Origin of the sequence: Cupriavidus malaysiensis (assembly GCF_001854325.1) — a bacterium.
Taxonomy (GTDB): domain Bacteria; phylum Pseudomonadota; class Gammaproteobacteria; order Burkholderiales; family Burkholderiaceae; genus Cupriavidus; species Cupriavidus malaysiensis.
The window spans coordinates 1,602,239-1,621,477 of sequence record NZ_CP017755.1; the positions used below are offsets into that span (position 1 = coordinate 1,602,239).

Consider the following 19,239-nt stretch of genomic DNA (forward strand, 5'->3'; position numbering starts at 1 on the left):
TCGCCGGCCGGCGGCACCCCGCGTTCCCGCGCCGCGCGCCCCTTCCCCTGATCCATTCGATCCGATCGATCCATTCCCCGCCTTCGGGCCCGTGTGTCGGCGCCCGTGGAGTCCCAGCATGCAGACCAGCAAGATCCCGGCCACCATCGTCACCGGCTTCCTCGGCAGCGGCAAGACCACGCTGCTGCGCCACATCCTCGACCATGCCGACGGCCGCCGCATCGCCGTGATCGTCAATGAGTTCGGGGAGCTCGGCATCGACGGCGAGATCCTCAAGGGCTGCGGCATCGGTTGCGACGAGTCGGGCGAGGCCAACGGCCAGCTCTACGAACTGGCCAACGGCTGCCTCTGCTGCACCGTGCAGGAAGAATTCTTCCCGGTCATGGAAGCGCTGCTGGAGCGGCGCGGCCAGATCGACCACCTGCTGATCGAGACGTCCGGCCTGGCCTTGCCGAAACCGCTGGTGCAGGCCTTCAACTGGCCGAGCATCCGCAATGCCTTCACCGTCGACGCGGTGATCACGGTGGTGGATGGCCCGGCCGCCGCCGCCGGACAGTTCGCCGCCGACCCGGGCGCAGTCGATGCCCAGCGCCGCGCCGACCCCAACCTCGACCACGAATCGCCGCTGCACGAGCTGTTCGAGGACCAGCTGGCCAGTGCCGACCTGGTCATCCTCAACAAGACCGACCTGATGGATGCGGCGCAACGCGCGGCGGTGGAGGCGCTGATCCGGCCCGAGATCCCGGCCGAGGTCAAGATCGTGCCCGCGCAGTCGGGGCGCCTCGACCTGGAACTGCTGCTGGGGCTGCAGCGCGCGTCGGAAGCCACCATCCACCTGCGCCCCGACCACCACGGCTCGGCCGGGGATGGCGATCACGCGGACCATCACCACGATGAGTTCGACTCGGTGGTGGTGGAGGCCGGCACGGTGGAGCGGGAAGCCTTGCTGGCGGCCCTGCAGGCGCTGGTGGAGGGCAATACGATCTACCGCGTCAAGGGCTTCGCGGCGCTGCCGGGCAAGCCCATGCGGCTGGTGCTGCATGGCGTGGGGCGGCGCTTCGACAGCTATTTCGACCGCGCCTGGCGCCAGGATGAGACGGCAGCCACGCGCGTGGTGCTGATCGGCGCTGACCTGGAGCGCGAAGCGCTGCAGGCCGCGCTGGATGCCGCTCTCGCCGCGTCGCCCGCGGCCCCTGTATCGTCAGCGGCCTGAGGGCACCCGCATGCACCTGCTGTCGACCCGGCCCGGCGGCTTCGTCGAGGACGGGGCCGGCGTGCTGCGCATCGAGCAGACGCCGGCGCAGATCGTCATCCTGAGCGCGGCCGATACGACACTGTCGCTGCTGGCCGGTGTCTATCCGCGCCTGGGGCCCGGCTACCCGAGCGTGCGGCTGGCCAACCAGATGTACCTGCGCCAGCCGGCCTCGCTCGACCTGTACGTCGACGAGGTGCTGCAGCACGCGCGCGTGGTGGTGGTCGACCACCTGGTCGGCGGCAGCGACTGGTCATATGGCCTGGAGCGGCTGCCCGAACTGGCGCGTGCGCGCGGCCAGTTGCTGGTGATGCTGTCGGGCGACCTGGCCGAGGACGCCAACCTCGCGCGCCGCGGCAATGCGCCGGCGGCGCTGTCGCATGCGCTCTGGCAATACCTGCGCGAGGGCGGTGCCGCCAACGCCGAGCAGTTCTACCGCTGCCTGGCCCACCACGCCTTCGGCCTGGGCGCGCCGGCGCTGCCGCCGCAGGCGCTGCCGGAGGCTGCGCTCTACCATCCGGCGCACGGCGTGGCGACCGCGGCCGACTGGCAGCGCACCTGGCGGGAGCGCGGCGTGGCCGGCGCGCCGGTGGTGGCGCTGCTGTTCTACCGCGCCCACCTGCAGGCGGGCAATACCGAGGTGTTCGAGGCCCTGGCCGAGGCCCTGCTGGCAGCCGGGCTGTGCCCGCTGCCGCTGGCGGTCACATCGCTCAAGGCACCGCTGGCGCGCGAGGTCCTGCAATACCTGTGCGCGGAACATGCGGTCGCGCTGGTGCTGAACACCACGGCCTTCTCGGTGGCCTCGCTGGATGGTGGCGCCGAGGCGGAAGCGCCGCTGGCCGGCGACGCACCGGTGCTGCAATTGATCCTGAGCGGCGGCAATCGCGAGGACTGGCTTGCCGACGAGCAGGGCCTGGGTACGCGCGACGTGGCCATGCAGGTGGCGCTGCCCGAGGTGGACGGCCGCATCATCACGCGCGCGGTCAGCTTCAAGGGCCTGGCCTGGCGCTGCCCGCACACCGAGGTGGACGTGGTGCGCTACCAGCCGGACGCCGAGCGGGTGCGTTTCGTCGCCGAGCTGGCGCGGCGCTGGTGCCGGCTGCGCAGCTTGCCCAATGCCGACAAGCGGGTGGCGCTGGTGCTGGCCAACTACCCCGCCAGCGAAGGCCGCATCGGCAACGGCGTCGGGCTGGACACGCCGGCCTCGATGGTGCGCATCCTGGCCATGCTGCGCGAGCAGGGCTACACCACCGGCGCCTTGCCCGCCGACGGCGCCGCGCTGCTGTGCGGCCTTACCGCCGGCATCACCAACGACCCCGCGCAGCACGCGCTGCGCCCCGCCTTCCAGAGCCTGGCGCTGGACGACTACGAGGCGTGGCTGGCCACCTTGCCGGAAGGCAGCCGTGCCGCCATCTCGGCGCGCTGGGGCGAACCGGCGGCCGATCCGATGGTGCGGCAGGGCCGTTTCATGATCGCGGGCGTGCGCAGCGGCCGGCTCTTCATCGGCATCCAGCCCGCGCGCGCCTACGGTGTCGACGACTACGCCAGCTACCACGATGCCGAACTGGTGCCGCCGCACGGCTACCTGGCCTTCTACTGCTGGCTGCGCCAGGTGTTCGGCTGCGATGCCGTGGTGCACGTGGGCAAGCATGGCAACCTGGAGTGGCTGCCCGGCAAGAGCGTGGCGCTGTCGCCTTCCTGCTGGCCCGATGCCATCCTCGGGCCGCTGCCCCATCTCTACCCCTTCATCGTCAACGATCCCGGCGAAGGCGCGCAGGCCAAGCGGCGCACGCAGGCCGTCATCATCGACCACCTGATGCCGCCGCTGACGCGCGCGGAGAACTATGGCCCGCTGCAGGACCTGGAACGGCTGGTGGACGAGTACTACGAAGCGCTGGCGGTCGATCCGCGGCGCGCGCGGCTGCTGCGCAAGGAGATCCTGGCGGGCATCGTCGGCCAGCAGCTGCACCGCGAGCTGGGCTTCGACGGACAGCCGGCCGCCGCCGACGAGGATGAACTGCTGCGGCGTACCGATGCCTACCTGTGCGAGCTGAAGGAGTCGCAGATCCGCGACGGCCTGCACGTCTTCGGCCAGTCGCCGCAGGGCCGCCAGCGGCGCGACACGCTGGCCGCGCTGGCGCGCTTCCCGGCCGGCGACGGCAAGGGCGCGCAGGCCGGCCTGCTGACCGCGCTGGCCGCCGACCTCGGCCTGGGCGCGGGCTTCGACCCGCTCGACGCCGATTGGGCGGCGCCGTGGCAGGGCCCGCGCCCGGCGGCCCTGCAGGCGGTCAGCGGCGAGCCATGGCGCCACCATGGCGACACGCGCGAGCGTCTCGAAGCGCTTGCGCTGGAACTGCTGGCGGGGCTCGACGCCGAGGACAGGGGCGCGCCGGCGGCGCTGCCCTGGACCGCGCAGGTGCTGGCGCGGCTGGGCGGCGACGTGCTGCCGCGCCTGGACGCCTGCGGCGAACAGGAGCTGACGCAGCTCGCGCGCGGGCTGGCCGGCCGCTTCGTGCCGCCGGGCCCGAGCGGCGCGCCGTCGCGCGGCCGTCCCGACGTGCTGCCGACGGGGCGCAACTTCTATTCCGTGGACACGCGCGCCGTGCCCACCCGCATGGCGTGGACACTGGGTTTGCGCGCCGCCGACCAGCTCATCGAACGGCATCTGCAGGAACACGGCGACTACCCGCGCGCCATCGGCCTGTCGATCTGGGGCACCGCCACCATGCGCACCGGCGGCGACGACTTCGGCCAGGCCCTGGCGCTGATGGGGGTGCGCCCGCGCTGGGCGCCGGGCAGCCACCGCGTGGTGGATTTCGAGATCCTGCCGGCCACCGTGCTGGGGCGCCCGCGCGTGGACGTCACGCTGCGCGTGTCGGGATTCTTCCGCGATGCCTTCGCCAATCTCGTCAAGCTGTTCGACGCGGCGGTACGCGCCGTGGCCGCGCTGGACGAGCCCCCCGAGGTCAATCCGCTCGGCGCGCGCGTGCGCGCCGAGCAGGCCCGCCTCGAGGCGCAGGGCCTGGACGGCGCGGAGGCGGCCGAGCGGGCGGCTTGGCGCGTGTTCAGCGCGCGCCCCGGCGGCTATGGCACCGGCCTGCAGGAACTGGTCGATGCGCGCCGCTGGCAGGACGATGCCGATCTCGCCCATGCCTACCTGCAGGCCGGCGGCTACGCCTACGGGCAGCGCGCCGACGGCATCGAGGCCCGCGCGGATTTCGGCGCGCGCCTGGCCGGGCTCGACGCCGTGGTGCAGAACCAGGACAACCGCGAGCACGACCTGCTGGATGCCAACGACTACTACCAGTTCCAGGGCGGCATGGCGGCCGCCGTGCGGCACCTCGGCGGCGCGCAGCCGGCGCTCTACCATGGCGACTTCAGCTATCCCGCGGCGCCGCGCGTGCGCACGCTGGGCGAGGAGATCGCCCGCGTGATCCGTGCGCGCGTGGTCAATCCCAAGTGGCTGGCGGGCGTGCGCCGGCACGGCTACAAGGGCGCCTTCGAGATGGCCGCCACCGTCGACTACCTGTTCGGCTACGACGCCACCACGCGCGTGGTGGCCGACCACCAGTACGCGCTGGTGGCCGACGCCTACCTCAACGATCCCGTCAACCGCGCCTTCCTGGCGCAACACAATGCGCGCGCGCTGCACGCGATCTGCGAGCGCCTGCTCGAAGCCATGCAGCGTGGCCTCTGGCAGGAGCCCGGCGCCTACCGCGCGCAGCTCGAGGCGCACCTGCTCGATGCCGAGCAGCGCCTGGAAGGAAGCTGAGTCACCATGAGCCTGCCCCAACCCTTTCCATTCAGCGCCCTGGTAGGCCAGGCGCGGCTGCAGCGCGCGCTGATGCTGGCGGCGGTCGATGCCGGCATCGGCGGCGTGCTGGTCGGCGGCCCGCGCGGCACGGCCAAGTCCACCGCCGCGCGCGCGCTCGCGGAGCTGCTGCCGCAGGGGCGCTTCGTGCCCCTGCCGCTCGGCGCCAGCGAAGAGCAACTGGTCGGCAGCCTCGACCTCGACCACGCCCTGCGCGGCGGTGAGGTGCGCTTTGCGCCCGGCCTGCTGGCGCGCGCCCACGAAGGCGTGCTGTACGTGGACGAGGTCAACCTGCTGCCCGACCACCTGGTCGACCTGCTGCTCGACGCCGCCGCCAGCGGCGTCAACGTGGTGGAGCGCGACGGGGTCTCGCACCAGCATGCGGCGCGCTTCGTGCTGGTCGGCACCATGAATCCGGAAGAGGGCGAGCTGCGACCCCAGTTGCTGGACCGCTTCGGGCTGGCGCTGATGCTGGAGAACCTCACCGACGCCGCGCAGCGCCAGGCCGTGGTCAAGGCGCGCCTGGCCTTCGATGCCGATCCGGCGGCGTTCCGCGCCGCGGTGGCGGGGCGCCAGGCGGCGCTGGTGGCGCAGATCGCGCGTGCCCGCGCAGGGCTGGCGGCGCTGCGCTTCGACGATGCCGTGCATGGGCGGGTCAGTGCCTTGTGCCTGGCGGCAGGCGTCGACGGGCTGCGCGCCGACCTCGTCATGCTGCGCGCGGCGCGCGCGCTGGCGGCTCTGCAGGGCGATGCCGCCATCTCCACGGCACATGTCGACAGCGTGGCCGAGCTGGTGCTGCATCACCGGCGCCAGGCCGGCGCGCCGGCTCCGGCCGGTGATGGGGAGGATGACGGGCAGGGTGACGGGCAGGGGAGCGGACGCGATCGCGGGCAAGACGGCCATCCGGCCGCAGCGGCCGCAGCGGCCGCAGCGGCCGCAGCGGCCGTTCCTGGCCGCCCGGCGCCAGGGCAGGGCGAAGCCCCCGCGGGCGCTGCCGGCGGCTGGCAGCCCGATCCAGAGGGCAATCCCTGGGGCGCCATGCCGCCGCCGGCCGGCGGCACGGCCGTGGCGCCGGCGGCGGTCGCGCCGGTGGCGCCCTTCACCCGCCTGAAGGACCCGGCCTACGCCAAGGACGCCCCGCCAAAAAAAGCCTGAGCCACCAGGCCGCCGACGCCGGGATCCGGCGCAGCGGCCACCGGTGGCAAGCTCCCCGCCTGCCCGCGCCCGGCATCCTGCCCGGCTCCCGCGTGCACTGGCCGCGCACGCTCGCGGCCAAGGGCACGCAGCCGCTCGCGCGCGGCCACCTGCGCTGGCGTCCAGCCGCCTCGCGCGGCGGCGTGCTGCACTGCTTCCTGCTGGACTGCTCGGCATCGATGCTGCCGGGCGAACGGCTGGCGCTGGCCAAGGGTGTGCTGCTGCGCCTGCTGGAGCGTGCCTACCAGGCACGCGCCGAGGTGGCGCTGGTGTGCTTCGGCGGCGGCAGCGCGGAAGTCCGCCTGCAGCCGGCGCGGGCCCGCCCGTGGAGCGATGCCTGGATCCGCCCCATCGCCGGCGGCGGTGGCACGCCGCTGGCGCTCGGCACGGAGCGCGCCGGCCGGTTGCTGGCACAGGCCGCGCGCCGCCATCCGGCACAGCAGCGCTGGCTGTGGCTGCTCAGCGATGGCCGCAGCAGCGAGCAGCCGGCGCGTCCGCGCTGGGCGGATGCGGTGATGGTGGTGGACTTCGAACGGCAGGCGGTGCCGCTGGGGCGCTGCCGGCGGCTGGCGGAGGATTGGGAGGGGGAGTACCTGGTGGCGGATCGGCTGATCGGCTGACCGGCTGATCGGCTGATCGGCTGATCGGCTGATCGGCTGATCGGCCGCTAGGACTGCCGCCCTGGGGTCTTGCGGCAAGTGCTTCTTAGAGCCTTTCTTGCGGGTTGACGCAGGCACCATCCAGCGCTGTTCCTGCCTCGAACCTGATAGGCTAGACCAGTCTGTAGACCAGATGAGGTCAGCATGTTTGTCGAAGTCGGTTCCTACGATGCCAAGACCAGGCTCCCCGAGTTGCTTCGGAAGGTGGAGCAAGGCGAGCGATTCACCAATGCCCAGCGTGGGCGCCCGATTGCGGATCTGGTGCCGAGCGCTGACAACGCACGCCACAGCCGTGAGGAGGCCGTGGCGGCAATGCGCTCGATGAAGCGCCTAGTCGATGTCGCTCCCGACACGCTCGAACAATGGGTCGAGGAAGGCCGCCGATGACCTTGGTGCTCGATGCCTCCATGGCCCTTGCCTGGCTGTTCCAGAGCGCGGATCCGGCCCAGGTGGCATTGGCAGAGGCGATGCGCAATGCCGGTGGCGCAGTGTTCGAATGATCGGCATGCCGATCCCGCGCGGTGGCCCGGAGTCGTGAACGCCCGGGCCGGATGTATTGACCTTCGGCATCACGGCACGATGCCCGCGTCCTGCAGCCACGCGGCCATGTCGTCCACCACCTCGGCCATGTGAGATTGTCCATCGGGCCCGCGCAAGCGGTGGTCCAGCGACGCATAGGTCTTGTAGGTGATGTTGCGCTTGCCCGCCTGATGGAGCCGGGCAACCATGGCCAGCACGGCCTCGGGGGACACGGAATCGTCGGCGCCGGCCTGGATGATCAAGGCCGGAGAGCGGCTCGCCTGCAACACGGCCAGCTGATCCGTGTCGAGCGCGTCGCGCCACCAGCGGTAGCCGTGGCCGCTGGCCGCGATTGCCGCCCGCGCCGCGGGCGTGGCGGTGCGGACATGGCGGGCGAAGGCACGCATGCCCCGCTTCGATTCGGCCTTCTCGCGCGGGGTGCCGGGCGCGCTGGCGATGCTGTGCAGCACGTCGTCGAGGAACCATCGGCCGCCGCCATTGAAGGCGATGGTGGCCGAGATGCGATCCGAGCGCGCCGCCAGCAGGTGCGCGACCACTGCCCCTTCGCTGCCGCCGAGGGCCACCACCTGGCGATAGCCGTGCCGGCGCAGCACGTCGGCGATGACGGCGTCCAGGTCCGCGGCGCGTTGTGCGAGGCTGTCGTGCCGAACATAGGCAAGCGGGCAATCCGCGCGTGCGGGATCGTCGCTGTAGGGCAGGCTGGCATCGATACCGTACTTCTCCACCGTCAGGATGTCGGCTGCCGGCATCACCCGCGCAATGTAGGCGCGGATCGCCTCGACCCGGGTCACGCTGTTGCAATCCGAGCCCTGGATCACCACCAGCAGTTGGTCCGCCTGCGCGGAGGCATCGCGCTGGTCGAGGTAGAAGCGGATCCGCGAGCCGTCCGCACGGGCCAGGTCCTGGCTCCGGTCCGCTTCCTCCGCCTGTGCCCATGCGGACTGCAGCAGGCAGGCCAGCGCGCAGGCAAGTATCCGCAGCTTGGATTTCACCGGTTCTCCCAGGGCATGGAACTGTCGTCGAAGGGGGAGACTATAGGCCGCCGCGGAGCGGGAGCCGCGGACATTGCCGCGGTTTGGGAGGTATCCCGCGTCATCTTGAGATGGTTCCGCACCATGCCGCAGGCGGCATCGCACCGGCTCCGGGAGCGGCCGCTTCCTCTCCACCTGCACGCCGGCTTTGTCATGGCACTCACCCCAGCTTCACCTCGATCTCGTCATAGCGCTGCACGCGGTACACCACCATCGAGACCAGCCAGCTCAGCACGAACACGCCGATGATCACATAGCCCAGCATGCCGAAATGTGCGTTGAGCGCGCCGACCACGTCCCACAGGCCGCCTTCCAGGCCGAGCTTGTCGGCGATCAGGCCGAGTGCTTCGATGCCGCCGATGACCACCGCGACGATCACCGAGACCAGCGTGATGGTCATGTTGTAGTAGAGCTTGCGGATCGGCTTGGTGAAGGCCCAGCCGTAGGCGCCGAGCATGAGGATGCCATCGGTGGTGTCGACCAGCGACATGCCGGCGGTGAACAGCGCCGGGAACACCATGATGGTCCAGAACGGCACGCCCTTGGCGGCTTCCGCGGCGGAGAGGCCGAACAGGGCCACCTCGGTGGCGGTGTCGAAGCCCAGGCCGAACAGCAGGCCCATCGGGAACAGGTGCCAGCTGCGGCTGGCCAGGCGGAACAGCGGGCGGAACCAGCGCGCCAGCACGCCGCGCTCGTTGAGCAGCAGGTCGAGGTCCTGGGCGCGCAGCGTCTCGCCGCGCTTGACGGCGCGGAAGGCACGCCAGACCGAGACCAGGATCAGCAGGTTGAAGAAGGCCAGCAGGAACAGGAACAGCGCCGAGACGCTGGTGCCGATCAGGCCGCCGACCGCCTTCATCTCGCCGAAATGCGATTGCAGGGCGGCCGCCGCGATGGCGATGCCGATCGACATCAGCGTGACCACGGTGGAATGGCCGAGCGAGAAGAAGAAGCCCACCGCGACCGGCCGCTTGCCTTCGGCCATCAGTTTGCGCGTGACATTGTCGATGGCCGCGATATGGTCGGCGTCGACGGCGTGGCGCAGCCCCAGCGTATAGGCCAGCACGGCGGATGCCAGCAGCACCGGGTGGTCGCGGAAGGCGGCCAGGGCCCAGATCCAGGCCCCGGCATTGGCGGCGATCAGGATCGCGTAGAGCGCCACGGTCTTGCGGCGCACGTCGGTGGCTTCGTCATTGAAGATGCTGGCGATCAGGCGGAACGGGTGGGCTGGCATGGGGCGCAGGGCAGATGCGGGGTCAGGGAGCGAAGAGACGGTGCCGAAGCGGGGCGGGCATGCCTGCCCAGGCAGGGAGGCCATGAGAAGCGCCGCGACGGCGGCGGGGTGTGCTGGGCGCGCGGGCGGCGCGCCGAAGGGGCTGGCTTGCGGTCTGTCTTCATCGTGTCGTGCCCGGGCATCCCCGCCCGGGCGTGGCAACTGGTGCCGGAAAGGACGATGAAGCCGCGGCCGTGCGCGGGGCATGCCCCGGGGCTGCCCCGCGGCAGGGCCCGGCACGACACCCGGCCGCCCGTCCGCGGCTTCGGTGGTCGAAGTCAGGCCGGTATCCGGGCTGGCAGGCGATGCGCGCGGTGGGCGCCGCGTGCGCGTGGGGGATGGCCGCCTTCCCGCGCTGGCGCGCAGTGGCTGCCGGCACCAGGCCGGCGTGGCGATCCCTTGACCTGCTTACCGTTGCGGGGGCAGCACAGGCATTGCCGCCAGCGTCCCGAGTCCGCGCATGCAAGACTCAAGCCATTGGCGTTGGCGCACCTGTTTCCCGTTTAACCCGCGCCGCTGGCGTGGCGCGGGCACCTGTCATCGTGATCGGTAAATCACGCGCATTGTAATGGCGGGTGGCGCATGCCGCCAGCGCCGTGCCACGCGCTCCGGTGCGCCATGGCGGGCCGGGCGGCGCCGGCCTTGCCGGCCATGTGTTCTTGCAGGGTGGGGCGGGCGCGGCCCGGTTCGTGTTCCCCCGAGCCGCCAAATCGTCGTTTCGGACGACGCCCGGCGCCGGGGCGCTGCCGAGAATCGTCGTAACCGGCCAGGGCCGGCAGACAGACCGCCGGCGCCAGGCCAGGCGGCGGGATCCACCAGGAGACAGGCATGCGGGCGCCCGCGGGCGCAGGACTTCGTGCGCCGGCGAACGGCGGCACGCCGTCGCGCATGCCCGCTTCCGTCTTCGGCGAGGCAGGCATCGTGACGCAAACGCATTCCACAGACCCCGGGCAGCACAGCGAGGCGGCTTCCGTGCTGGTCGAGATCGATCCGGCCGGCTATGCGGTGCTGACCCTGAACCGGCCGCAGGCGATGAACGCATTGTCGGTGGCGCTGTGCCGGGCGCTGGCCGAGGCGGTGGCGGCGCTGCGCGACGATCCGCGTGTGCGCGTGCTGATCCTGACCGGCAGCGGGCGTGCCTTCTGCGCCGGGCTGGATCTCAAGGAACTGGCGGCCGGGCGCGAACTGTCGGCCTTCGTCAGCACCAGCGATCCGGTGCGCGTGCTCGGCACCTTCCGGGGGCCGGTGATCGGTGCCATCAATGGCGCGGCCATCACCGGCGGCTTCGAGCTGGCGCTGGCCTGCGACATGCTCATCGCCTCCACCGAAGCACGCTTCGCCGACACGCACGCACGCGTGGGCATCGTGCCGGGCTGGGGTTTGTCGCAGAAGCTGAGCCGGCTGGTCGGCCTGGCCCGGGCCAAGGAGATCTCGCTGACCGGCAACTTCGTCGGCGCGCAGGAGGCGGAACGCATCGGCCTGGTCAACCGCGTGGTGGCGCCGGAGACGCTGCTGCCGGCCGCCCGGCGGCTCGCCGAAGACCTGTTGTCGGCGGTGCCGGAGATGCTGCCGGAGATGAAGCAGCTGATCGACGAGGGCTATGCGCTGCCGCTGGGCGAGGCGCTGGCGCTGGAGCGCCGGCGCTCCAGCGCGTGGAGCCAGGCCATGCCGCGCGAGGAGATCGCGCGGCGGCGCGAGGCCGTGCAGCAGCGCGGCCGCGCGCAGGCGGCGGGCGGCTGAGCGGAGGCCCTGGCGGTGGGGCCGGCAGCGCGCAGGGACGGGACGGCAGGCGATGGCAGGCGCCGGCAACAGGCGCCGCAACCAATGCAGCGGGCAACGCAACAACCACGAGGAGGAAGGCATGGCGAAGCGGAAGATGGCGGCAGTGGGCAGGTGGCTGGCGGCGGCGGGACTGGCCGGCCTGGCTTGCCTGGCGCAGGCGCAGAAGGCCTACGATACGGGCGCGAGCGACAGCGAGATCAAGATCGGCAACACGGTGCCGTACTCGGGGCCGGCATCGGCCTACGGCACGGTGGGCAAGGCGGCCGCGGCCTACTTCCGCAAGGTCAATGCCGAGGGCGGCATCAACGGGCGCAAGATCCGCTTCGTCTCGGTCGATGACGCCTACAGCCCGCCGATGACCGTGGAGCAGACCCGCAAGCTGGTCGAGCAGGAGCAGGTGCTGCTGATCTTCGCGCCGCTGGGCACGGCCAGCAATGCCGCCACGCAGAAATACCTGAACATGAAGAAGGTGCCCCAGCTCTTCGTCAGCTCGGGCGCCCACCGCTGGGGCGATCCGGAGCATTTCCCGTGGACCATGGGCTGGAACGTCAGCTACCTGACCGAAGGCCATATCTACGCCAGGCACATCCTCGCCAACCGGCCGCAGGCGAAGATCGCGATCCTGTACCAGAACGACGAGTTCGGCAAGGACATGCTGCGCGGCTTCCTCGACGGCCTCGGCGACAAGGGCAAGGCGCTGGTGGTGGCGCAGGCCAGCTACGAGCTGAGCGATCCCACGGTGGACAGCCAGATGATCAGCCTGAAGAGCTCGGGCGCCGACACGCTGGTCGACCTGTCGACGCCGAAGTTCGCCGCGCAGGCGATCCGCAAGGCGGCCGCGATCGGCTGGAAGCCGGTGCACTACCTGGCCAATGTGTCGAGCTCCGTGACCGCGGTGCTCAAGCCGGCCGGGCTGGACAATGCCAAGGACATCCTCTCGGCCGCCTTCGTGCGCGACCCCTCCGATCCGCGCTGGCAGGGCACCCGCGAGCAGGCCGACTTCGCCGCCTTCATGAAGCAGTACTACCCGGAGGGCGACGCCAGCGACGCCTTGAACGTCACCGGCTATTCGATGGCGCAGACCATGGTGCAGGTGCTCAGGCAGGCCGGTGACAACCTGACGCGCGCCAACATCATGAAGCAGGCCGCCAGCCTGGACATGACCCTGCCGATGCTCTACCCGGGCATCAAGCTCAAGACCAGCCCGACCAATTTCCACCCGCTCGCCGGCATGCAGATGGTGCGTTTCAACGGCAGCGGCTACGACCCGGTCGGCGGCGTGATCGGGCAGTAGCGCCCCCTATCACGCCTCACGCCGCCGCGCCGCCAGCAGCCATTCAAGGAGACCAGACAGTCATGGCAATCGAGTTTCCACGCTCGTGGATGAACGAAGAACTGACGATGTACCGCGACACCGTGGTGCGTTTCGTCGAGAACGAGATGGTGCCCGGCGACGAGGCGGCGCGCCAGCGCGGCCACGTCGGCCGCGAGATCTGGCGCCGGGCCGGCGAACTGGGCCTGCTGTGCGCGGACATTCCCGAGGCCTATGGTGGCGGCGGCGGCGACTTCCGCCACGAAGCGGTGTTCTACGAGGAGATGGCGCGGCGCAGCCTGACCGGCATGGCCGCCTCGGTGCACAGCATCGTCGCGCACTACCTGCTCAACCACGGCACCGAGGCGCAGAAGCAGCGCTACCTGCCGCGCATGGCGCGCGGCGAGCTGGTCGGCGCCATCGCCATGACCGAGCCGGGGGCCGGCTCCGACCTGCAGGGCGTGCGCACGCGTGCCGAGCGGCAGGGCGACGGCTATGTGATCAACGGCGCCAAGACCTTCATCACCAACGGCTACCTGGCCGGCCTGGTGCTGGTGGTGGCCAAGACCGATCCGGCGCAGAAGGCCAAGGGCATGTCCATCCTGATCGTCGAGACCGAGGACCGTCCCGGCTACCAGGTGGGCAAGGTGCTCGACAAGATCGGCCTGAAGGCGCAGGACACCTCCGAACTGTTCTTCGACAATGTGCGCGTCGGCGCCGACTGCCTGCTGGGCGGCGAAGAGGGCAAGGGCTTCTACCAGTTGATGAGCGACCTGCCGTACGAGCGCCTGATCATCGGCGTCACCGCGGCGGCGGCGATGGAGGGGGCCTACGAGGCCACGCTGCAGTACACGCGCGAGCGCGAGGCCTTCGGCCAGCCCATCGGCCAGTTCCAGAACACGCGCTTCAAGCTGGCCGAGATCGCCACCCACGTCACGGTGGCGCGGGCCTACATCGACCGCTGCGTCGAGGACATCGTCGCCGGCCGGCTCGACACGGTGGGCGCCTCGATGGCCAAGATGTGGGCCAGCGAGCTGCAGAACCGCGTGATCGACGAATGCCTGCAGCTGTTCGGCGGCTATGGCTACATGAACGAGTACCTGATCGGCCGCATGTATGTCGACGCGCGTATCCAGCGCATCTACGGCGGCACCAGCGAGATCATGAAGGAGGTGATCTCGCGCGCGCTGTAGGCCGGGCAGGCGCCGGTGCGCCGGCGCCGCGGCACAGGGTCGGCGCGGCTGCGGATCAGCGGATCAGCGGATCAATTCCAGGCGGCGCGCGATGGCCACTGCCTGGGTGCGGTTCTGCGCGTTCAGCTTGCCGTTGATATTGCGCAGGTGCGTGCGCACCGTGCTGTCGGAGACGAACAGTTTCTCGGCCAGGGCGCTGTTCGAGTAGCCCTCGGCGACCAGGGCCAGCAGGCGGATCTCCTTGGCGGTGAGCGGCTCGACCAGGGCAGGGCAGTCCGGCGGCAAGGCCGCCTCGCCGGGCCCGGCGCCGCCGCATGCCTGCGCCAGCCGCTGCAGGTAGGCCCGGAAGATCGGGTCGGCGCCGGCGCCGGCCCCTTCTTCCTGCGTCATCGCTTCCACCTGCCGCACCAGCAGGGCGGCGTCGCCCCCTTCGTCGGCGAACAGGCGCACGAAGCCTTCCGCGCAGCCGTTGCGCAGCGCGCCGGTCATGGCCGCCAGCGCGGCCGGGGCGTCGCCGGCACGGGCCAGCGCCATGGCTTGCAGGACGCGCAGCTTGAGGGCGCGGCGGAAGCGCCGGCTGCGCACGGCGGCGTCGATGCCGTCGGCCAGGCGCGGCAGCGCCGACGCGGCGCGCCCGGCGGCGACCAGCCAGCGCAGTTCGGCCATCTCATGGGTCTGGAGATCGTGCGCGGGCAGGCGCAGGCGCGCCACGCGCGCCCACAGCGCGGCATCGTTGGCACGCTCCAGTTCCTCGCGGGCGCCTTGCAGGTGGCCTTGCATGGTCAGCAGGTGGGCGCGTTCCAGCTTGGCGCTGCTGACCACGCGCGGCAACTGGCGCTGGTGGCCCAGGTACTCCAGCTCGGTCAGGCAATGGAAGGCCTGGTCGACGTCGCCGTGGTGGAAGGCGATGCGCGACAGCAGCATATAGCCCTGGATCATGTGGTCGGCGAGGCCGGCATCCCTGGCCAGCGGCAGGTAGACCTGGAGCAGGTGCCGGGCCTGGTCGAGCTCGTCGGCCTCGTAGAGGCTGGCGGCGTACAGCACGCCGGCCCAGGCATTGCCGCCGGTATGGCCCTGCGACGCCGCATGGGTCGCGCCGACGGCGATGCGGAAGCGCGCGGTGGCCTGGCGCAGCCTGCCCTCCTCGAGATCGGTCAACCCGCCGACCGACTCCGAGTACATCTTGATGAAGTGGCTGGCCGCCGCGCCCGGGCTGCTGCGCGCGGCATCGAGCAGGCGGTGCGATTCCTGGTACTCGCCCATCACCGCCGACAGGTAGGCCATGCAGTTGGACAGCACGCCCTCGGCGAAGCCCTGGCGCGCCGGCATGTGGCGCAGCGCCTCGCGGCCGAGCGCGAAGGCCTCCTCGGCCTGGTCCATCACCGCCAGCAGGAAGGGCTGCAGCGCCAGCACGTGCGGCCGCACCTCCGGGTCCGGGTCGGCGGCGCAGCCGTAGCCGTCGAGCCTGGCCTGGGCCTCGTGCGGGCCGTGCGTCAGGCACAGGGCCCAGACATGGACCACCTGCAGCAGCGGGGAGCCGGCGATGCAGGCGGGCGGGATGGCGCCGAACCAGCGCGTCAGCAGGCGCATGCGGCCGCCCTCGAGCAGGGCAATGGCGTGCCGGGCCAGCAAGCGCACCGCGTGGTCGAAGCTGCCGCCTTCGAGCGCGTGGTCGATGGCCGGCACCGGCCGGCCGTGCGCCTCGTACCAGTGCGCGGCGGCGCGGTGCAGGCGCCGGCCCTCGTCGGGCAGTTCGCGCTGGAGCTGGGCGCGCAGGAAGTCGGCGAAGAGGCTGTGGTAGCGGTAGCTCGGCGCGTCGCCTTCCATCGGCGTCAGGAAGAGGTTGTCCGCCTCCAGCCGTGCCAGCATGGCGGCGCTGTCGACACCGGGCAGCAGGTGGTCGCACAGGCCGGCGTCGAGGTGCCGCAGGATGGCGGTGCGCAGCAGGAAATCCCGCACCGGCGCCGGCTGGCGTTCCAGCACGTCTTCGGCGAGGTAGTCGGCCAGGGCCTGGTTCGAGCCCGAGAAGCGGGCGATGAAGCGGTCCCGGTCGCGGTGGTCGTCGCGCCGTTCCAGCGCCAGGGAAGCCAGCCACAGCGCGGCCGGCCAGCCCTCGGCCTTGCCGTGCAGGCGCGCCACCTCGTCGTCGGGCAGCGCGCTGTCGCGGCGGCGGTTCAGCAGTTCGGCCGTTTCCGGCAGCGAGAAGCGCAGCAGGGCGGCGTCGATCTCGAGCAACTGGCCGCGTGCCCGCAGCCGGCCCAGGCCGAGGTCGGGCAGGCCGCGCGAGCCGATCACCAGGCGTCCGCCGCGCGGCAGGCCGTCGAGGATCTCGCGCACCAGGCGCAGCACGGCGGCCTCCTGCAGGGCCTCGAAATCGTCGAGGAACACAGCGAAGGGCGCGGTGCGCGCGGCCAGGCCCGCCATGATGGCGAGCGCCATGTCGGCCGGCGAGCGCAGGCCCGCGTCCGCCATCGCGGGGGCCGCGGCGGGTGCGTCCGCCGCCATGCCGCCGACCGCGGCGGCGAGGCAGGCGAGGAAACGGGACGGGTCGTTGTCGGCGCCATCCAGGGTCAGCCATGCCGTGTCGACGCCGCTGGCTTCCAGCAGCGAGCGGCACTGCACCATGGCGGTGGTCTTGCCGAAGCCGGCCGGCGCCCGCACCAGCACCACCCTGGCGGCGCCGGCGGCGCGCACGCGTTCCCGGATCTCGCCGCGCGCCACCTGGGCGACACTGGTGGTGGGCGGGCTGAGCTTGCTGGTGAGCGGGGTACGGGACGGGTCGACCGGGCTGGGCATGGGCAGGGTGAGGGGTTCCGGGCCATCGGGAAGCACGCGGCGGCGGCCCGGCGTGCCCGAGCATACAACGAGCGCGGCGTTCGGCCACGTCGCACAGCAGCATGGCGTGGCCGGCGCTCGCGGCCAATCGTCTTAAGCGACGATGTGGCGGCGCGCGGCGCTGCCTAACATGGCAGGCATCCTGCGCGGCGTATGCCGCCCCGCCTCCGCCCCTACTGCCTGCGAGCATGAAGAACGATTCCTGGCGCCAGGACCTGGCCTCCTACCGGCTCCGCTTCGAGCTGCCCACCCGCTACGCGGATGTCGACGCCGAGCGGCACGTCAACAATGTGGCGGTGCAGACCCTCCACGCCGAGGCCCGCTCGCGGCTGCACCTGTCGGTATTCGGCTGGGAGGCGTGGCAGCCGCTGACGGCAACCGTGCGCACGCGCGCGGTGCGCACCGATTTCCTGCAGGTGACCTACTATCCGGCGCCGGTGACCTGTGGCGCCGCCCTGGTGGAGGTGGATGCATCCGGCTACACGCTGGCACTGGGGCTGTTCCAGCAGGGGCGCTGCGTCGGCGTGCAGTCGTGCCGCATCGGCGCCTGGCGCGACGGCGAATGGCGGCCACTGCCGGCGGCGGTGCGCGAAGCGATGCTGGACTTCGGCCCCGATGCGGTGATGGCGGCCGGCCTGCCGGGCGGCGCGCCGGGCCCCGGCGCAGGGGACGATGCCGATGGTGGCGGTGCCGAGGCCGGCGGCTATCCCTGCGCGGACCGGCTGACCACCCGCTTCGGCGACCTCGACGCCGATGGCATGCTGAGCGAGCTCGCGCTGGCGCGCTACTTCGAGCAGGGGCGCTCGCACCTGCTGCTGGCGCTCGGGCAGGACTGCGGCGCGGACCTGCGCCACGGGCCGGTCGGCATGCTGATCGCCAGCACCGGCGCGCGTGTGCTGCGCCAGGTGCGGCCGGGCGCCGAGATGACGCTGGCATCGGGCGTGGTGCGCATCGGCCGCACCTCGGTCGTGCTGCGTACGGCGGTGTTCCAGGGCGAGGCCTGCGTCGGCATCGCCGACAACGTGATGGTCTTCATCGCGCGCGCCGATGGCCGGCCCACGCCGGTGCCCGCCGCGCTGGCGCGGCGGCTGGAAGGCCTCGCCTGCGCCGGCCTGCCGCGCTGAACCGGCCGGCCACGGCATTTCCCCCCAAACCAAAGCGCAGCGGCGCTGCCAGGAGCTGACCAATGACGGGTCCCTTGCAAGGCTTGAAGGTCGTGGAGATGGTCGGCATCGGGCCGGCGCCGTTCTGCGCCATGATGCTGGCCGACATGGGCGCGGAGGTGATCCGCATCGACCGGCCCGGGCCGGCGGGCGAGGTGATGCCCAAGACCGCGCGCTTCGATGTGCTGGCGCGCGGGCGCCGCTCGCTCGCGCTAGACCTCAAGCGCCCGGGCGGCGCCGAGGCCGTGCTGCAGCTGGTGGCCCAGGCCGACATCCTGCTGGAGGGCTTCCGCCCGGGCGTGATGGAGCGCCTGGGGCTGGGGCCGGACGCCTGCCTGGCGCGCAATCCGCGCCTGGTCTACGGCCGCATGACGGGCTGGGGCCAGCACGGGCCGCTGGCCCAGGCGGCCGGGCACGACATCAACTACATCGCGCTGAGCGGCGCCCTGCATGCGATCGGCCACGCCGACGAGCCGCCGGTGGTGCCGCTCAACTACGTGGGCGACTTCGGCGGCGGCGCCATGATGCTGGCCTTCGGCGTGCTGTGCGCGCGCCTGGAAGCGCTGCGCAGCGGCAAGGGCCAGGTGGTCGACGCCGCCATGACCGACGGTGCGGCGCTGCTGTCGGCGATGATGTACGGCTTCAAGGCAGCCGGCAGCTGGAGCAACCAGCGCGGCGAGAACCTGCTGGATGGCGGCGCGCACTTCTACGGTACCTATGCCTGCGCCGACGGCAAGTACGTCGCCATCGGCGCCATCGAGCCGCAGTTCTATGCCGAGCTGATCCGTCTCAGCGGCATCGACGATGCCGCCTTCGCCGCGCAGCGCGACGTGAACGGCTGGCCGGTGCTCAAGCTGCGCCTCGCCGACGTGTTCAAGACCCGCACCCGCGCCGAATGGTGCGAGCTGATGGAAGGCTCCGATGTCTGCTTCGCGCCCGTGCTGGACTGGGACGAGGCGCCCGCGCATGCGCACAACCTGGCGCGCGGCACCTTCGTCGAGATCGATGGCGTGACCCAGCCGGCGCCGGCGCCGCGCTTCTCACGCACGCCGCCACCGACACCGCGCGGCCCGGCCGCGCGCGGCGGCGACAGCGAGGCGGTGCTGCGCGACTGGGGCTTCACGGCGGCCGCGGTGGCGGACCTCAAGCAGCGCGGCGTGATCTGAGCCCACGGCGTGCCGGCATGGTGCCGGCGCC

13 protein-coding genes and 1 riboswitch are annotated in these 19,239 nt (G+C 71.9%); of the genes, 10 read left to right on the top strand and 3 right to left on the bottom strand.

The features are described from left to right. Nucleotides 1–118 precede the first annotated feature (118 nt). The 5 genes from cobW to BKK80_RS26675 all read left to right on the top strand — a co-directional run bounded on the left by cobW (nt 119) and on the right by BKK80_RS26675 (nt 7,303). Complete coding sequence (gene cobW, locus BKK80_RS26655) at nt 119–1,213, top strand: cobalamin biosynthesis protein CobW (protein ID WP_071071961.1); 1,095 nt, start codon at nt 119–121, stop codon at nt 1,211–1,213. Nucleotides 1,214–1,223: 10 nt separating this feature from the next. Continuing rightward, nucleotides 1,224–5,024 (top strand): cobaltochelatase subunit CobN, encoded by a 3,801-nt coding sequence (gene cobN, locus BKK80_RS26660; protein ID WP_071071963.1) that lies wholly within the window; start codon nt 1,224–1,226, stop codon nt 5,022–5,024. Nucleotides 5,025–5,030: 6 nt separating this feature from the next. Continuing rightward, nucleotides 5,031–6,218, top strand: a complete 1,188-nt coding sequence (locus BKK80_RS26665) for a magnesium chelatase ATPase subunit I (protein WP_084545773.1) — start codon at nt 5,031–5,033, stop codon at nt 6,216–6,218. Nucleotides 6,219–6,310: 92 nt separating this feature from the next. Next, a complete protein-coding gene (locus BKK80_RS26670) occupies nt 6,311–6,877 on the top strand; it encodes a vWA domain-containing protein (protein ID WP_071071966.1) in 567 nt (188 codons plus the stop codon). A gap of 183 nt (nt 6,878–7,060) precedes the next feature. Beyond that, nucleotides 7,061–7,303 carry a type II toxin-antitoxin system Phd/YefM family antitoxin gene (locus BKK80_RS26675; protein ID WP_071071968.1) on the top strand — a complete coding sequence of 81 codons (243 nt, stop codon included), beginning with the start codon at nt 7,061–7,063 and terminating at the stop codon, nt 7,301–7,303. A gap of 182 nt (nt 7,304–7,485) precedes the next feature. Here BKK80_RS26675 and BKK80_RS26680 read toward each other — a convergent pair whose 3' ends face one another. Both BKK80_RS26680 and BKK80_RS26685 read right to left on the bottom strand, forming a co-directional pair. Next, the gene (locus tag BKK80_RS26680) at nt 7,486–8,448 is read right to left on the bottom strand and encodes a serine aminopeptidase domain-containing protein (protein WP_236903975.1); all 963 of its coding nucleotides are present in this window, start codon (nt 8,446–8,448) and stop codon (nt 7,486–7,488) included. A gap of 199 nt (nt 8,449–8,647) precedes the next feature. After that, complete coding sequence (locus BKK80_RS26685; protein WP_071020398.1) at nt 8,648–9,718, bottom strand: HoxN/HupN/NixA family nickel/cobalt transporter; 1,071 nt, start codon at nt 9,716–9,718, stop codon at nt 8,648–8,650. A gap of 303 nt (nt 9,719–10,021) precedes the next feature. Further along, nucleotides 10,022–10,310: riboswitch (cobalamin riboswitch) on the bottom strand. A 275-nt stretch (nt 10,311–10,585) separates the two neighbouring features. On the opposite strand from BKK80_RS26685, the gene BKK80_RS26690 reads away from it, so the two are divergent. The 3 genes from BKK80_RS26690 (at nt 10,586) to BKK80_RS26700 (ending at nt 14,044) form a co-directional block, all read left to right on the top strand. Next, entirely contained in the window at nt 10,586–11,497 is a 912-nt protein-coding gene (locus BKK80_RS26690; protein WP_198173360.1) for an enoyl-CoA hydratase, read from the top strand. A gap of 136 nt (nt 11,498–11,633) precedes the next feature. After that, nucleotides 11,634–12,833, top strand: coding sequence for an ABC transporter substrate-binding protein (locus BKK80_RS26695; RefSeq protein ID WP_071073341.1), 1,200 nt, complete (start codon nt 11,634–11,636; stop codon nt 12,831–12,833). Nucleotides 12,834–12,895: 62 nt separating this feature from the next. After that, entirely contained in the window at nt 12,896–14,044 is a 1,149-nt protein-coding gene (locus BKK80_RS26700) for an acyl-CoA dehydrogenase family protein (protein WP_071071971.1), read from the top strand. Nucleotides 14,045–14,107: 63 nt separating this feature from the next. On the opposite strand, the gene BKK80_RS26705 is transcribed toward BKK80_RS26700, so the two are convergent. Further along, nucleotides 14,108–16,840 carry a winged helix-turn-helix domain-containing protein gene (locus tag BKK80_RS26705; protein WP_071071973.1) on the bottom strand — a complete coding sequence of 911 codons (2,733 nt, stop codon included), beginning with the start codon at nt 16,838–16,840 and terminating at the stop codon, nt 14,108–14,110. 227 nt (nt 16,841–17,067) lie between these two features. On the opposite strand from BKK80_RS26705, the gene BKK80_RS26710 reads away from it, so the two are divergent. Both BKK80_RS26710 and BKK80_RS26715 read left to right on the top strand, forming a co-directional pair. Then, nucleotides 17,068–18,003, top strand: a complete 936-nt coding sequence (locus BKK80_RS26710; protein ID WP_071020390.1) for a thioesterase family protein — start codon at nt 17,068–17,070, stop codon at nt 18,001–18,003. Nucleotides 18,004–18,065: 62 nt separating this feature from the next. Continuing rightward, nucleotides 18,066–19,208, top strand: coding sequence for a CaiB/BaiF CoA transferase family protein (locus BKK80_RS26715; protein WP_071071975.1), 1,143 nt, complete (start codon nt 18,066–18,068; stop codon nt 19,206–19,208). Nucleotides 19,209–19,239 lie beyond the last annotated feature (31 nt).

Excerpts from the sequence above, each read along its gene's own strand:
- cobW (WP_071071961.1), top strand. The coding sequence starts at position 119 with ATGCAGACCAGCAAGATCCCGGCCACCATCGTCACCGGCTTCCTCGGC.
- BKK80_RS26675 (WP_071071968.1), top strand. The coding sequence starts at position 7,061 with ATGTTTGTCGAAGTCGGTTCCTACGATGCCAAGACCAGGCTCCCCGAG.
- BKK80_RS26705 (WP_071071973.1), bottom strand. The coding sequence starts at position 16,840 with ATGCCCAGCCCGGTCGACCCGTCCCGTACCCCGCTCACCAGCAAGCTC.
- BKK80_RS26685 (WP_071020398.1), bottom strand. The coding sequence starts at position 9,718 with ATGCCAGCCCACCCGTTCCGCCTGATCGCCAGCATCTTCAATGACGAA.
- BKK80_RS26700 (WP_071071971.1), top strand. The coding sequence starts at position 12,896 with ATGGCAATCGAGTTTCCACGCTCGTGGATGAACGAAGAACTGACGATG.
- BKK80_RS26690 (WP_198173360.1), top strand. The coding sequence starts at position 10,586 with ATGCGGGCGCCCGCGGGCGCAGGACTTCGTGCGCCGGCGAACGGCGGC.
- BKK80_RS26665 (WP_084545773.1), top strand. The coding sequence starts at position 5,031 with ATGAGCCTGCCCCAACCCTTTCCATTCAGCGCCCTGGTAGGCCAGGCG.
- BKK80_RS26715 (WP_071071975.1), top strand. The coding sequence starts at position 18,066 with ATGACGGGTCCCTTGCAAGGCTTGAAGGTCGTGGAGATGGTCGGCATC.
- BKK80_RS26695 (WP_071073341.1), top strand. The coding sequence starts at position 11,634 with ATGGCGGCAGTGGGCAGGTGGCTGGCGGCGGCGGGACTGGCCGGCCTG.
- cobN (WP_071071963.1), top strand. The coding sequence starts at position 1,224 with ATGCACCTGCTGTCGACCCGGCCCGGCGGCTTCGTCGAGGACGGGGCC.
- BKK80_RS26710 (WP_071020390.1), top strand. The coding sequence starts at position 17,068 with ATGAAGAACGATTCCTGGCGCCAGGACCTGGCCTCCTACCGGCTCCGC.